This is a genomic window from Massilia varians (assembly GCF_027923905.1).
Taxonomy (GTDB): domain Bacteria; phylum Pseudomonadota; class Gammaproteobacteria; order Burkholderiales; family Burkholderiaceae_D; genus Telluria; species Telluria varians_B.
Genome location: NZ_AP026966.1, coordinates 5,081,097 through 5,095,067, shown reverse-complemented (window position 1 = coordinate 5,095,067; position 13,971 = coordinate 5,081,097). Strand labels below are relative to the sequence as shown.

Here is a 13,971-nt window from a genome sequence, read left to right as displayed (position 1 = left end):
GACCCCGCATGCTGAAGCCAAACTGTTGCGATTTGGAACATGATACAAAAAATGCGGCATATGCCGCATTTTCGAATCATGTCGAGGGACTGTCAGCGCGTGGCGCGCTGGCGCACGCATTCGATGTAGGCCTCGGTATCCGGCGGCACGCCGCCGCGCTGCGACTTCCAGATCATCTCGCCCAGGCATTCCATGATCTGGTGGTGCGCCTCGTGCTCGCCGATGCGGCCCACCAGGAGGTCGTGCGCGGCCTTGATGCCGCGCGGCTGGTCGATCGAGACCTGTTCGGCGATCGACAGGTGCATCGACAGGTGCAGGAAAGGATTCGGCTTGCCGCCTTCGACCGAGTAGTCGCGGGCGATGGCCGCTTCGACGTCGTCGAGTTCGGCATGGTATTCGGGATGCTGGACGATCCAGTCGGCCGCGATGGCGTCCATCGGGCTCAGGATCTCGCCGTTGCGCTGTTTGCGCAGGGCTTCGCAGAAAAAGCGGCGCACGTCGTGCGAGGACGGAGTGAACATGGCAGGGGAGGCAGAAAAAAGGCAGGAAGCCGGCATTCTAGCGCTTCCTGCCGCGCTCTGCTCCGGGACGCGGCGGGAGACCGCCATGGGGAGCGGGCTGCTCCCCATGACGCGGCTTACTCGTCCGGCACCAGCACCAGCGAATCGGGCGTGGCCGGCTTGGCAGCGGCGGCCGGCGCCACCGCGTTGGCCAGGGCCTGCTGGGCCTTGCCGCCGCCCTGGGCGCGGTTGTGCGGCTGGCGCAGGTAGCGCGCGCTGTGGCGGCGTTCGCCGTGCTGCCCCTTGGCCGGCCAGGTGAGGAAGCGCGACAGCTCCTGCAGCGCCCGCTGGTAGACATCGCGCTTGAACTCGATGACCACGTCCAGCGGCACCCAGTAGTCGTGCCAGCGCCAGGCGTCGAACTCGGGATGGTCGGTCAGGCGCAGGTTGACGTCGTTATCGCGCGCCATCATGCGCAGCAGGAACCAGATCTGCTTCTGGCCACGGTAGTGGCCGCGGATCTCGCGCTTGATGAAGTGGTCGGGCACTTCATAGCGCAGCCAGTCGCGGGTGCGGCCCACGATCTTGACGTGCTCCTGGCGCAAACCGATCTCTTCCTCGAGTTCGCGGTACATCGCCTGTTCCGGCGTTTCGCCGTATTTGATACCCCCTTGCGGAAATTGCCACGAGTGCTCGCGCACCCGCTTGCCCCACCACACCTCGTTATTGGCGTTCAGCAGGATGATGCCGACGTTGGGGCGGAACCCTTCACGATCGAGCATAAGTGCACCTCGAAACTTTCTGCCGGCCGTACGATCCTTATATTTTTATCCACAGTGCCTTGTTTGCCCACCCCTCCGGCGGATAGCCGATGGGACAGGCTCTGCTTGTTCCGGACCCTTTTGTAGAAAGATTGGACGCATCAGCCAGCTAATCCTTTAAAATTAGGTCGATTATAACCCTCTCTTTTTAAAAAGAATTCACGGATATGCGCGCCTCACGATTTTTTATTTCTACGCTTAAAGAAGCGCCTTCTGACGCGGAAATCGTCAGCCACCAGTTGATGATGCGCGCCGGGATGATCAAGCGCCTCGGCTCGGGCATCTACACCTACATGCCGACCGGCCTGCGCATCATCCGCAAGGTCGAGAACATCATCCGCGAAGAGATGAACAAGGCAGGCGCGATCGAACTGCTGATGCCGCTGGTACAGCCGGCCGAACTGTGGCAGGAGACGGGCCGCTGGGACAAGATGGGCCCGGAGCTGATGCGGGTGAAAGACCGCCATGGCCGCGAGTTCGCCATCCAGCCGACCTCGGAAGAAGTCGTTACCGACGTCGTGCGCAGCGAGCTCAAGTCCTACCGCCAGCTGCCGATCAACTTCTATCACATCCAGACCAAGTTCCGCGACGAGCGCCGTCCGCGCTTCGGCCTGATGCGCGGCCGCGAGTTCACGATGAAGGATGCGTATTCCTTCGACCGCGACGTCGAGGGCATGCAGAAGTCCTACGCCACCATGTTCGACGCCTATACCAAGATCTTCACGCGCTTCGGCCTGAAGTTCCGCGCGGTGGCGGCCGACAACGGCGCCATCGGCGGCACCGGCTCGCATGAATTCCACGTCATCGCCAGCACCGGCGAAGACGCGCTGGTGTACTGCCCCGATTCCGACTACGCCGCCAACATCGAAGCGGCCGAAGCCCTGGCCGGCGGCGAGCGCGCGGCAAGCACGCAAGAACTGGTCAAGACCTCGACCCCGGGCAAGACCAAATGCGAAGCCGTGGCCGAACTCCTGAACATCCCGCTGCAGCGCCACGTCAAGAGCATCGCCCTCACGGTCGACAACGAAGGCCAGAAGACCTACTTCCTGCTGCTGCTGCGCGCCGACCACGAGCTCAACGAGATCAAGGTGAACAAGGTGCCGGGCCTGAAGGAATTCCGCTTCTCGACCGAAGCCGAGATCCAGGAAGTGTACGGCACCGTGCCGGGCTACCTCGGCCCGATCGGCACGAAACAGCCGGTCACCGTGGTGGCCGACCGCAGCGTCGCCACCATGGCCGACTTCGTCTGCGGCGCCAATGAAGCCGACTACCACTACGTCGGCGCCAACTGGGGCCGCGACTGCGCCGAGCCGCTCGTTGCCGACCTGCGCAACGTGGTCGAAGGCGATCCTTCGCCGGACGGCAAGGGCGTGCTGGCGATCGAGCGCGGCATCGAAGTGGGCCACGTGTTCCAGCTCGGCACTGCCTATTCGGAAGCGATGGACGCCACCTTCCTGGACGAAGCCGGCAAGCCGGCCCCGCTGCAGATGGGCTGCTACGGCATCGGCGTGACCCGCATCCTGGGCGCGGCGATCGAGCAGAACTACGACGACAAGGGCATCATCTGGCCGGATGCGATCGCCCCGTTCGAGCTGGTGCTGTGCCCGATGGGCCTGGACCGCAGCGAGATGGTCAAGGAACAAACCGAGCAGCTGTACGCCGCACTGCAGGCGGCCGGCATCGACGTCATCGTCGACGACCGCGGCCTGCGTCCGGGCGCGATGTTCGCCGACTGGGAACTGATCGGCGTGCCGCACCGCGTCGTGATCGGCGAGCGCGGCCTCAAGGAAGGGAACCTGGAATACCAGGGCCGCCGCGACGAAGCCGCCACCAGCGTGCCGGTCGACGGCATGGTCGCCTTCATCAAGGGCAAGTTGGGCAAGTGAGCCTGGCGACGCTGTTCCCCTTCGCGGGCAGTGCGCTGTTCGCCGGCGCGCTGCTGCTTGCCGGCGCGGCGCATGCCGGCAACCAGAAGGAAGAAGCGCTGGCCGACTCGGTCCGCCTCGCCCTGGCCAACGCCATCAACGACGGCCGCCCACCGAAGCCGGTGCTGCGCGACGAGCAGGCGCGGGCGCGCTACCGGGCCTGGTTCGACGAGATGTCGCGCCGGCTCGCCAAGCGTATCCCGGATGCCTCGTCGCGCACGGAATTCCTCGAATCGGTCTGGTACGAATCGACCCGCGCCGGCCTCGATCCGGGGCTGGTGCTGGGCCTGATCCACGTGGAGTCGGCCTACCGCAAGTACGCGATCTCGATCGCCGGCGCGCGCGGCTACATGCAGGTGATGCCGTTCTGGACCCGCGTGATCGGCGACAGCGACCGCCGCAAGCTGTTCCACATGCAGACCAACCTGCGCTACGGCTGCTCGATCCTGCGCATGTACATCGACATGGAGAAGGGCAACCTGTATCTCGCGCTCGGCCGCTACAACGGCAGCCGCGGCAAGCCGCAGTACCCGAACGCGGTGCTGGCGGCGTGGAAGAAGTGGGAATTCAAGCACGGATAATGCCCTGCTAACAATCCCGCAACAATTCCAGCTGCCATAATGCATTACACTCTGCGCTTTCCAGACGTAGAGGTCCTCATGCGATTGTCCACCCTTGCCGGCGCTGTCCTCATCGCCGCGCTGGCCGGCTGCGCGGCCGTGCCGCCAGCCTCCCAAGTCCCCGCGCACACCCAGGCCGAAGAGCGCGCCAGGAACGTGATCTTCTTCCTCGGCGACGGCATGGGCCTGAACACCCTCACCGCCGCGCGCATCTTCCACGCCGGCGAAGCGGGCGAACTCACCATCGACCGCCTGCCCGAGTCGGCCTTCGTGAAGACCTTCTCGAACGACGCCATGGTCACCGACAGCGCCGCCGGCATGGCAGCCTACATGACCGGCGTGAAGCACAACAACGGCGTGATCTCGATGTCCTTCGGCACCCGCTCGGTCGCGCCAGGCAAGGACGCCAACGGCAATGCCCTGGTCAGCAAGTGCGAGGGCGGCTCGCCCGCCACCACGCTGCTGGAACTGGCGCGCAAGCGCGGCATGGCGCTGGGCGTGGTCACCAACACCAGCGTCACCGACGCCACCCCCGCGTCCGCGTATGGCCATGGCTGCCACCGCAAGCTCGAGACCGATTTCGCGGCCATGCTGGTGCCGGGCGGCGCCGGCTACAATCCGGCGCTCGGAGCGCGCGGCCTGGACGTGATGTTCGGCGGCGGCGCCCAGTTCTTCACCCCCTTCGCAAGCGGCGGCAAGCGCGCCGACAACCGCGACTTGCTGGCCGAAATGCAGGCGCAGGGCTTCCGCGTCGCCCGCGACAGCGCAAGCTTCAAGGCGCTCGCCCTCGATGCACGGCAGCCGGCCATCGGCCTGTTCGCGCCGAACCACATGGACTACGACGCTACTCGCGACCCGGCCAAGCAGCCGAGCCTGACCGAGATGACACGCAAGGCCATCGACCTGCTGGCGCCGCATGCGGGCGCGCAGGGCAAGGGCTTCTTCCTGGTGGTGGAGGGCGGCCTGATCGACCATGCGCTGCATGCCACGCTGGCCAAGCGCGCGCTGCAGGAAACCGTGTCCTACAACGACGCCATGCAGGCCGCGCTGGAGAAGATGGAGCAGCTGGACCCGGGCCTGAAGAACACCCTGATCGTCGCCACCGCCGACCATGACCACACGCTGCTCCTGAACGGCTACACGGTCCGCACCGGCAAGACCACGCCGACCAATCCGGGCGTGCTCGGCCTGGTGCGCAACCTCGACGGCAGCCCCAAGCTGGACAAGGAAGGCCGCCCCTTCACCATCATCGGCTTCGGCACCGGCGAGAACCGCACCAACGGTCCGCGCTCCAGCCAGCCCGCGCTCACCGACGAGATCGTGACGCGCGACGACTACCACCAGGAAGCGGTGGTGCGCACGCGCACCGGAGCCGAAACCCATGGCGGCACCGACGTCTACCTGGGCGCCGCCGGCGCCGGCGCGGAACTCTTCCGCGGGACCATCGACAATACCCGTGTCTTCGGCCTGATCAAGACGGCCGCCGGCCTGTAAGCGGACAAGGAACCTACCCATGAACAAACGACTCAACTTCCTGCTCGCCGCCAGCCTGGCAAGCAGCTGCGCGATGGCCGCGCCGCAGGCCAAGAACATCATCTTCTTCCTCGGCGACGGCATGGGCCCGACCACCATCAGCGCCGCGCGCATCTTCAAGCACGGCGAGGACGGCCTGCTGAACTTCGAACGCCTGGAGCGCACCGCGCGCATCAAGACCTATTCGAACGACTTCCAGACCACCGACAGCGCGCCCTCGATGGGCGCCTACATGACCGGCGTGAAGATCAACCAGGACGGCATCTCGATCAAGGATGCGCGCGCCATCGATCCCGAGAAGGACGCCAACGGCAACCGCACGATCGACAAGTGCGCGCCGAACGACGGCGTGATCGTGCCGACCATCCTGGAGCTGGCCAAGGCCCGCGGCAAATCGGTGGGCGCGGTGACCACCACCGAGCTGACCCACGCCACGCCGGCCTCGACTTTCTCGCATGTCTGCCACCGCGACGCGGCCTACGCCATCGCGCGCCAGATCGTGCCGGGCGGCGAGGGTTACAACCGCGCGCTGGGCGACGGCGTCGACGTCCTGATGGGCGGCGGGCGCCACCACTTCACGCCCTTCGACAAGGCCGCCAACCCGAAAGGCCGCGCGGACGGGCGCGACCTGATGGCGGAGTTCGCGGCGCAGGGCTACGCGGTGGGCAAGACCCGCGCCGACATGATGTCGGCGCGCCCGGGCCGCAAGTTCGTCGGCATCTACAGCGCCGACACCCACATGGACTATTCGCTGGCGCGCCGCGCGGAGCAGCCGACCCTGAGCGAGATGGCCCTGAAGGCAATCGAGCTGCTGTCGAAAGACCCGGACGGCTTCTTCCTGATGGTCGAAGGCGGCAAGATCGACCATGCGCTGCACGACACCAATGCCAAGAACGCGCTGGCCGACACGGTGGCCTTCGACGAGGCGATCCAGGCCGCGATCGACCGCATGCGCGAGATCGATCCGGGGCTGGAGAACACACTGATCGTCGTGACCGCCGACCATGACCACACGATGGTCCTGAGCGGCTATCCGAAGCGCGGCAGCAAGGTGCTGGACATCGTGCACGACTACGCCAGAGGCGAGCCGAAGAAGGACGCCGACGGCAAGACCTTCACCGCGCTCCTGTTCGGCAACGGCAAGGTGCGTCCGGACGTGCGCGCCGACGTCGACAGCGCGGTGGCCCAGGGCGACGAGTACCGGCAGGAAGCCGGCGTGCGCACCGTGTACGAATCGCACGGCGGCGGCGACGTGAAGCTGTACGCCACCGGCGCGGGCTCGGCGCCGTTCAAGGGGACGATGGAGAACACCCAGGTGTTCCACCTGATGAAGGCAGCGGCAGGCCTGTGAATGTAGGGTGGCCGGCTATGCCGGCCGCGCGTTCAAACCGTATGTGAATAGATGCGGCGCGTACAAGCGTCGGTCAGTCGAACGCGCGGACGGCCAAGCCGCCCACCCTACGATGCGCATCCAAACAAAAAGCCCCGGTCTCCCGGGGCTTTCATTTGCAAGGCTACTGGACAGCCGGCCAGTGCTTACTTCAGGTGGTCCGAAATGAGCTTGGTCATTTCGAACATCGAGACCTGCGCCTTGCCGCCGAAGACAGCCTTCAGCTTGTCGTCGGCATTGATCATGCGGCGGTTCGATTCGTCTTGCAGGTTCTGTGCCTTGATGTAGTCCCAGACCTTCTTGGTGACTTCGGTGCGTGGCAGCGGCTTGTTGCCGACCACTGCTGCCAGTTCGCCCGACGGCGTCATCTCTTTCATGAAAGCGGCGTTCGGCTTGCGTGCCGCGGCCGGCTTCGCTGCTGCTTTTGCTGGAGCTGCTTTTTTTGCTGCAGGCTTGGCCGCTGCTGCCGGCTTGGCGGCTGGCTTGGCTGGCGCTGCGGTGGATTTTTTGGCTGTTGCCATCTTCGAGCCTCCTAAAACGATCACAGGGAAAGTTGCGTTATTGACGCACCGGCTTATATTGGTGGCCTTTTACTGTTCATGCAAGTCTTTTTCGAAATTTTTTCATTCTTGTAAGCCCCGATATGCGAGCTATCGCACACTAGGGCATCCGCAAATGAAAAAAACGCGTGCCGGAATGTAAAAAACCGCGCAAAGCCCGTGTCTGCGCGGTTTTCCGGGAATCGCCGGACGCTCAGCGCAGGCCGGGCATCATGCCCTTCATCCCGCGCATCATCTTCATCAAGCCGCCGCCTTTGAGCTTCTTCATCATGGTCTGCATCTGGTCGTACTGGTTCAGCATGCGGTTCACTTCCTGCACCTGCACGCCGGCGCCGGCCGCGATGCGGCGCTTGCGGTTGGCCTTGATCAGGTCCGGCTTGGCGCGCTCCTGCGGCGTCATCGAATCGATGATGCCGACCATGCGGCGCACCTGCTTTTCGGCCTGGTCCATGTTGGCGCCGCTTGCTGCCTGCTGGAACTGGGCCGGCAGTTTATCGAGCAGGCCGGACATGCCGCCCATCTTCTTCATCTGGGTCAGCTGGGCCTTGAAGTCGTTCATGTCGAACTTGCCGCCGCCCTTGATCTTGTTGGCCAGCTCGGTCGCGGCCTCGGCATCGACGCCCTTGCGCGCTTCTTCGACCAGCGCCAGGATGTCGCCCATGCCCAGCACGCGGTTGGCCATGCGCGTCGGATCGAAGGCTTCCAGGCCGTCCAGCTTTTCCGACACGCCGGCGAACTTGATCGGCTTGCCGGTCACGTGGCGCACCGACAGGGCGGCGCCGCCGCGCGAATCGCCATCGAGCTTGGTCAGCACCACGCCGGTAAGCGGCAGCGCGTCGTTGAAGGCCTTGGCGGTGTTGATCGCGTCCTGGCCCAGCATGGCGTCGACCACGAACAGGGTCTCGACCGGATTGACGGCCGCGTGCACCGCGGCGATCTCCTGCATCATCGCTTCGTCGATGCCGAGGCGGCCAGCGGTGTCGATGATCAGGACGTCGTGGTAGTGCTTCTTGGCCCAGTCCAGCGCGTTACGCGCGATGTCGACCGGCTTGTCGTTGGCGGTGGACGGGAAGAAGTCGGCGCCGACCTGCTTGGTGACGGACTCCAGCTGCGCGATCGCGGCCGGACGGTAGACGTCGGCCGACACCGTCAGGACCTTCTTTTTCTTCTGTTCCTTGAGGTACTTGGCGAGCTTGCCGGTGGTGGTGGTTTTACCCACACCCTGCAGGCCGGCCATCAGGATGATCGCCGGCGGCTGCTGGGCGAAGGACAGCTGGGTGGCGTCGGGGCCGAGGTCGGCGCCCATCAGGGCGGCCAGCTCGCGCTGCACCACGCCGACCAGGGCCTGGCCCGGGCTGAGCGAGCCGATGACTTCTTCGCCCAGCGCTTTCTCTTTGACTTTGGCGATGAATTCGCGCACCGCCGGCAGCGCCACGTCGGCCTCGAGCAGGGCCATGCGCACTTCGCGCAGCATCTCGGCGGTGTTCGCCTCGGTGAGGCGCGCTTCGCCGCGCATCGTCTTGACGACCTTGGCTAGGCGTTGGGTAAGGTTATCTAGCATGTTCTACCTACTATATAAGACAGCACGTCGCATTCGACAAACCGCCATTCTACCTTGCGGCAGCCGCCGAGTTCGACCGCCGCAGCGATATAACGCAGTTTTTCGTCACCTGTGATGCGTTCGATCACAGATCACGTACTCATTGGCCATGATTGCAGTCTACCTGCCCGACCGGATCGTCGCTGGATGAGCGCTTAAATATGCCTTAGGGGCGGGGCAGGGCCCGCCCCCGCCATTTCCCGATGGTGTAGACTCTTATTATGCAGAATTCCCTCTTCCTCGCCGCGGCCCTGCTGTACGCGGTGTGCGCCCTGCTGCCGTCGCGCCGGGGCGCCGTCATCTCGGGCGTCACCGCCGTGGCCTGGGCGGTGCATGGCGCCGCGCTCGGACTCGACGTGGCCGAGCCGGGCCGGCTGCGCGTCGGCTTTGCCATCATGCTCTCGAGCGCCCTGTGGGTCTCGGTGGCCGCCTACTGGCTGGAAAACCGCAATTTCGCCCTCGACGGCATGCGCCGCCTGGTCATGCCCTTCGCCGTCGCCGCAAGCGTGCTGCCGGTGGTCTTCCCCGGCAGCCTGCTGCCGCTGAACGGCCAGACGCCGGCCTTCGGCTGGCACGTCCTGGTTGCGGTGCTGGCCTACAGCACGCTCACCATCGCCGCCTTCCACGCCGTGCTGATGGCGCTGCAGGAGGCGCGCCTGCACACGCGTGCCGCCGGCGGCGGCTGGCTGGGCAGCGCGCTGGACCAGCTGCCGGCGCTGCTGACCATGGAAAAGCTGCTGTTCCGCGTGATCTGGATCGGCTTCATCCTGCTCAGCCTGACCGTGCTGTCGGGCGTGGTGTTCTCCGAACAGCTGTTCGGCCGCGCCCTGCGCCTCGACCACAAGAGCGTATTCGCGCTGCTGTCCTGGCTGCTGTTCGCGGCGCTGCTGGCCGGCCGCCGTTTCCAGGGCTGGCGCGGCAAGACCGCGCTGCGCTTCACGCTGGCGGGCTTCGCCACGCTGGCGCTGGCCTACGTCGGCAGCCGCTTCGTGCTCGAAGTCGTCCTGCACCGGGGGCTGGCATGAGCCGCGTCATCTTCTGGCTCCTCCTGATCGGGCTGGTCGTCCTGGCGATCCGCGCCAAGCTCAAGGGCCTGGGCGCGCGCCGCCAGCCGCCCCCCCACCAGGCACCGCCGCGCCAGGCGCCGGTAGGCGAAATCGAAACCATGACCCAGTGCGCGCACTGCGGCATCCACTTTCCGGCCTCCGAAGCGGTCCACGCCGACGGCCACGACTACTGCTCGCCGGGCCACGTGCGCCTGCCGCCGCAGTAAGCCGGCCGATGTCGCCAACAGCGGTGCTGTCCCGCGAAGCGCGCACGACCCTGTGGCGTTCGCTCCAGACCTTCACCGTCACCCGCATCGTCATCGCGCTGGTGCTGCTGCTCTACCTGGGCGTGCGCATCACCGACGGGGGCATGCGCCTGGACGCGGCCAACGCCCCGGCCTGCCTGTTCTACCTGGCGGCGGCGCTGGTCTTCGGCGCGCTCGGCGCCTGGTGGCGGCGCCGCTTCGCGCTGCAACTGGGCTGCCAGATCGCGGTCGACCTGGCCGTGATCTCGCTGCTCTACCTGGAAGCCGGCGGCATGCGCAGCGGCCTGGCGATCCTGTACCTGTTCCCGCTGGCCGGCGCCGCCATCCTGGCGCCCCTGACGCTGGCGCTGTTCTCGAGCGCGGTCGCCACCCTGTTCCTGCTGCTGGAAACCACCTGGCAGGTCTTCATGCAGGACAACGAGCGCTCGCCGATGCAGGCCGGCCTGTACGGCGCCGCCTTCTTCGCCGGGGTGCTGGTGGTGAACCGCCTGGCGGCGCGCCTGATCAAGCAGGAAGAGCTGGCCGCGCAGCGCGGCGCCGACCTGCGTGTGCAGCAGGCGATCAATGCGATCGTGATCGCCGACGTCGGCGACGGCATCCTGGTGGTGGGCAACGACAGCGCGGTCTTCACCGGCAACCCGGCGGCCCGCCGCATGCTGGGCCTGGAAGGGGAGGTGGCGGCCTTCCGGCTGGGCGAGGCGCCGGGCCTGGAACCGCTGGCGCAAGCCTTCAGCGCCTGGCTGCGCGCACCGGGCGAGGACGCGTCGTTCGTGACCGTCAAGCCCTACCAGGAAGACGCCGGCCCCCTGCGCGGCCGGCGCGACCAGCCGGTGCACCTGAAGCTGCGCTTCGCGCGGGTGGACACGCTCGATGCCGCGCTGGGACGCAGCGTGGTGTTCATGCAGGACGTCAGCGCCATCGAGAACCAGGCGCAGCAGCTCAAGCTGGCCTCGATGGGGCGCCTCACCGCCAGCATCGCGCACGAGGTGCGCAACCCGCTGTCGGCGATCGGTCACGCCACCGCGCTGCTGGCCGAAGACCTGCACGGCCCGGCCGAGGTGCGCCTGCTGAAGATCGTGGGCGACAACGTGGCGCGCGTGAACCGCATGGTCGAGGACATCCTGCAGCTGTCGCGCAAGGTGCAGCCGAACGGCGAGCCGGTGCAGCTGGCCGCTTTTCTCGCCGAGCTGAAGGCCGAATTCTGCGAAACCCATGGGCTCGCGGATGATATAGTCTACCTGGGCGACCCCGGGACGAGCGCGCTGCGTTTCGACCCGTTGCACCTGCACGAAGTGCTGCTCAACCTGCTGGGCAATGCGGTGCGCTACGCCAGCCGCGAGCCGGCCAGCATCCGCATCTTCCCGGCCCTGGACGCCGCCGGCCGGATCGAACTGCACGTGCAGGACGACGGCCCCGGCATCACGCCCGAAGTGCGCGCCCACCTGTTCGAGCCCTTCTATACGACCTCGAGCAAGGGCACCGGCCTGGGCCTGTACCTGGCGCGCGAGCTGTGCCTGAACAACGACGCGAAGCTCGACTACGAATACCGCTTCGATCCCACCGCCACCGGACCGCGCCGGGCCAGCGGGCGTTTCGTGATCAGCTTCCCGCAGCCGGCGTGAACCCGGCTTGCCTATATATAGTGTGAGAGAACCATGACCGCACCCCGCATCCTGGTGGTCGACGACGAAGCCGACCTGCGCGAACTGCTCGAGATCACCCTGCTCAAGATGGGGCTGGACGTCGACAGCGCCGCCACGCTGCGCCAGGCGCGCGGCCTGGTCGAGGAGCACGACTATGCGCTGATCCTGACCGACATGCGCCTGCCGGACGGCCTCGGGCTGGAACTGGTGCGCGAGGTGACGGCCTCGCACAAGGGCACGCCGATCGCCGTCATCACCGCCTACGGCAGCGCCGAGAACGCGGTAGTGGCGCTCAAGGCCGGCGCCTTCGACTACATCTCCAAGCCGGTGGCCCTGGATGCGCTGCGTGTGATGGTGCGCTCGGCGCTGAAGCTTTCCGAAACACCGGCGCCGCAGCCGGACGGCGGGGTGCCCGGCTCGCGCATGATCGGCACCTCAAGCGCGATGGCGGCGCTGCGCGCCCAGATCGGACGCCTGGCGCGCTCGAACGCGCCGATCGCGATCACCGGCGAATCCGGCAGCGGCAAGGAACTGGCGGCGCGCGAGATCCACGCCCAGAGTTCGCGCGCCGGCAAGCCTTTTGTTGCGGTGAACTGCGGCGCCATTCCCGAAACCCTGATGGAGGCCGAGTTCTTCGGCTACCGCAAGGGCGCCTTCACCGGGGCGGCGGAAGAGCGCGACGGCTTCTTCCAGGCCGCCAACGGCGGCACTCTGATGCTGGACGAAGTGGCCGACCTGCCGCTGCCGATGCAGGTCAAGCTGCTGCGCGCCATCCAGGAGCGGCGCGTGCGCAAGATCGGCGCCACCGTCGAAGAACCGGTGGACGTGCGCATCATCAGCGCCACCCACCAGGACCTGGCCAAGTGCGTGGAGCAGGGCAGGTTCAGGCAGGATCTGTTCTACCGCCTGAACGTGATCGAACTGTCGCTGCCGCCGCTGCGCGAACGCATCGACGACCTGGCGCCGCTGGTGGACGCGATCCTGGCGCGCCTGGCCGGGCCGGGCCAGGCCGCGCTCGGCCCGGGCGTGCTCGACGCGCTGCGCGCCTACTCCTTTCCCGGAAATATCCGCGAGCTGGAGAACGTGCTGGAGCGGGCGCTGGCCTTTGCCAACGACGGCGTGATCGACGTGGGCGACCTGTCGCTCAAGGCGGCGCGGCCGGGCGATACGGCGCGGCGCGAACCGGCCGCGAGCGCGCCGGCGCCCGTGCCGCTGCCTGAACCGGTGCCGACACCGGTGTCTCCCGCGGCGGAGGCGGCGCCCGCTTGCGCCATGCTGGGCCCGAATGGCTTGCCCGCCAACCTGCCCGAGTACCTGAGCCAGGTCGAGCGCGAGATCATCGGACGCGCCCTGCAGCAGACCCAGTTCAACCGCACCCAGGCGGCAAGCCTGCTCGGCATCAGCCTGCGCCAGCTGCGCTACCAGATGCAGAAGCTGGAGATCTGCGCGCCGGACGACCATGCATGAGCATCTCTATATAATGTAGGGTGGCCGGCTCTGCCGGCCGCGCGTTCAAACCGTGCGTGAATAGATGACACCGCCTCGTTTCACGCGGGACGTGCACGCGCGGTCGGACAAGCCGACCACCCTACAAAAGCAAGACCTGCGGTGTCATCATGTTGTCTTTTCGCCAGTGCAAAATGCACAAGAATGATGCGACGCGCATGTGGCTGCTGAAGCCTTGTGCAGTGTTCCGGAACAGTGTTAGTGCCCGCTCACCGCATACCGCCCGTCGTTCTTGCCCTATGGGCTTGTCAAGCCTGCGCACCAAAAAAAACGAAAAATAATACAAGCGCCGTCACTTGCCCTGACCTGGGTCAGGCACTACAATTAGTCTCATATCAAGTTCGGGCACTAGATATAGTGGTAGTGGATCAGCAGAAACTGGTTCACATCCGACTTGAAGCTTGCTCTGCAAGCGCCTGATTCAACAACGATTTCTACCCTGCCGCATCGGTCTCTTGCTTGGTTGCCAGTAAGAATTTCCATCTGGCGGGGTATCGCTTTGCTTAAAATTTTGTCCGGTTGACAAGTCCGGCGCAAGACAAACGGCAGGTTCGCTGCTCA

The 13,971-nt window shown here is 66.1% G+C and carries 12 protein-coding genes; 8 read left to right on the top strand and 4 right to left on the bottom strand.

Annotation, left to right across the window (positions count from 1 at the left end; translation table 11 throughout):
- Positions 1–92 precede the first annotated feature (92 nt).
- Both MasN3_RS22955 and MasN3_RS22950 read right to left on the bottom strand, forming a co-directional pair.
- On the bottom strand, positions 93–521 hold the full coding sequence (locus tag MasN3_RS22955; protein WP_281910507.1) for a DUF1841 family protein: 429 nt from the start codon (positions 519–521) through the stop codon (positions 93–95).
- Positions 522–637: 116 nt separating this feature from the next.
- Positions 638–1,282, bottom strand: a complete 645-nt coding sequence (locus MasN3_RS22950; protein WP_281910505.1) for an RNA pyrophosphohydrolase — start codon at positions 1,280–1,282, stop codon at positions 638–640.
- Positions 1,283–1,488: 206 nt separating this feature from the next.
- On the opposite strand from MasN3_RS22950, the gene MasN3_RS22945 reads away from it, so the two are divergent.
- The 4 genes from MasN3_RS22945 to MasN3_RS22930 all read left to right on the top strand — a co-directional run bounded on the left by MasN3_RS22945 (position 1,489) and on the right by MasN3_RS22930 (position 6,750).
- Positions 1,489–3,207 carry a proline--tRNA ligase gene (locus MasN3_RS22945; protein WP_281910504.1) on the top strand — a complete coding sequence of 573 codons (1,719 nt, stop codon included), beginning with the start codon at positions 1,489–1,491 and terminating at the stop codon, positions 3,205–3,207.
- Positions 3,208–3,209: 2 nt separating this feature from the next.
- Positions 3,210–3,827 (top strand): lytic transglycosylase domain-containing protein, encoded by a 618-nt coding sequence (locus MasN3_RS22940; protein WP_370662374.1) that lies wholly within the window; start codon positions 3,210–3,212, stop codon positions 3,825–3,827.
- 78 nt (positions 3,828–3,905) lie between these two features.
- Complete coding sequence (locus MasN3_RS22935) at positions 3,906–5,360, top strand: alkaline phosphatase (RefSeq protein ID WP_281910502.1); 1,455 nt, start codon at positions 3,906–3,908, stop codon at positions 5,358–5,360.
- Between the two features lie 19 nt (positions 5,361–5,379).
- A complete protein-coding gene (locus MasN3_RS22930; protein ID WP_281910499.1) occupies positions 5,380–6,750 on the top strand; it encodes an alkaline phosphatase in 1,371 nt (456 codons plus the stop codon).
- 185 nt (positions 6,751–6,935) lie between these two features.
- Here MasN3_RS22930 and MasN3_RS22925 read toward each other — a convergent pair whose 3' ends face one another.
- Both MasN3_RS22925 and ffh read right to left on the bottom strand, forming a co-directional pair.
- On the bottom strand, positions 6,936–7,310 hold the full coding sequence (locus tag MasN3_RS22925) for an SWIB/MDM2 domain-containing protein (RefSeq protein ID WP_281910497.1): 375 nt from the start codon (positions 7,308–7,310) through the stop codon (positions 6,936–6,938).
- Positions 7,311–7,542: 232 nt separating this feature from the next.
- Positions 7,543–8,910 carry a signal recognition particle protein gene (gene ffh, locus MasN3_RS22920; protein ID WP_281910496.1) on the bottom strand — a complete coding sequence of 456 codons (1,368 nt, stop codon included), beginning with the start codon at positions 8,908–8,910 and terminating at the stop codon, positions 7,543–7,545.
- 260 nt (positions 8,911–9,170) lie between these two features.
- On the opposite strand from ffh, the gene MasN3_RS22915 reads away from it, so the two are divergent.
- From MasN3_RS22915 to MasN3_RS22900, 4 genes are read left to right on the top strand one after another with little or no spacing between them, the layout of a single operon-like run.
- Positions 9,171–9,974 (top strand): cytochrome C assembly family protein, encoded by an 804-nt coding sequence (locus MasN3_RS22915; protein WP_281910495.1) that lies wholly within the window; start codon positions 9,171–9,173, stop codon positions 9,972–9,974.
- On the top strand, positions 9,971–10,222 hold the full coding sequence (locus MasN3_RS22910) for a PP0621 family protein (protein WP_281910494.1): 252 nt from the start codon (positions 9,971–9,973) through the stop codon (positions 10,220–10,222). The genes MasN3_RS22915 and MasN3_RS22910 overlap by 4 nt, the downstream gene beginning before the upstream one ends.
- 8 nt (positions 10,223–10,230) lie before the next feature.
- On the top strand, positions 10,231–11,883 hold the full coding sequence (locus MasN3_RS22905) for a two-component system sensor histidine kinase NtrB (protein ID WP_281910492.1): 1,653 nt from the start codon (positions 10,231–10,233) through the stop codon (positions 11,881–11,883).
- A 33-nt stretch (positions 11,884–11,916) separates the two neighbouring features.
- On the top strand, positions 11,917–13,371 hold the full coding sequence (locus MasN3_RS22900) for a sigma-54-dependent transcriptional regulator (protein ID WP_281910491.1): 1,455 nt from the start codon (positions 11,917–11,919) through the stop codon (positions 13,369–13,371).
- The last annotated feature ends 600 nt before the right edge of the window (positions 13,372–13,971 follow it).

Coding starts and splice junctions, on each gene's coding strand:
- MasN3_RS22955 (WP_281910507.1), bottom strand. CDS start 521: ATGTTCACTCCGTCCTCGCACGACGTGCGCCGCTTTTTCTGCGAAGCC.
- MasN3_RS22950 (WP_281910505.1), bottom strand. CDS start 1,282: ATGCTCGATCGTGAAGGGTTCCGCCCCAACGTCGGCATCATCCTGCTG.
- MasN3_RS22945 (WP_281910504.1), top strand. CDS start 1,489: ATGCGCGCCTCACGATTTTTTATTTCTACGCTTAAAGAAGCGCCTTCT.
- MasN3_RS22935 (WP_281910502.1), top strand. CDS start 3,906: ATGCGATTGTCCACCCTTGCCGGCGCTGTCCTCATCGCCGCGCTGGCC.
- MasN3_RS22930 (WP_281910499.1), top strand. CDS start 5,380: ATGAACAAACGACTCAACTTCCTGCTCGCCGCCAGCCTGGCAAGCAGC.
- MasN3_RS22925 (WP_281910497.1), bottom strand. CDS start 7,310: ATGGCAACAGCCAAAAAATCCACCGCAGCGCCAGCCAAGCCAGCCGCC.
- ffh (WP_281910496.1), bottom strand. CDS start 8,910: ATGCTAGATAACCTTACCCAACGCCTAGCCAAGGTCGTCAAGACGATG.
- MasN3_RS22915 (WP_281910495.1), top strand. CDS start 9,171: ATGCAGAATTCCCTCTTCCTCGCCGCGGCCCTGCTGTACGCGGTGTGC.
- MasN3_RS22910 (WP_281910494.1), top strand. CDS start 9,971: ATGAGCCGCGTCATCTTCTGGCTCCTCCTGATCGGGCTGGTCGTCCTG.
- MasN3_RS22905 (WP_281910492.1), top strand. CDS start 10,231: ATGTCGCCAACAGCGGTGCTGTCCCGCGAAGCGCGCACGACCCTGTGG.
- MasN3_RS22900 (WP_281910491.1), top strand. CDS start 11,917: ATGACCGCACCCCGCATCCTGGTGGTCGACGACGAAGCCGACCTGCGC.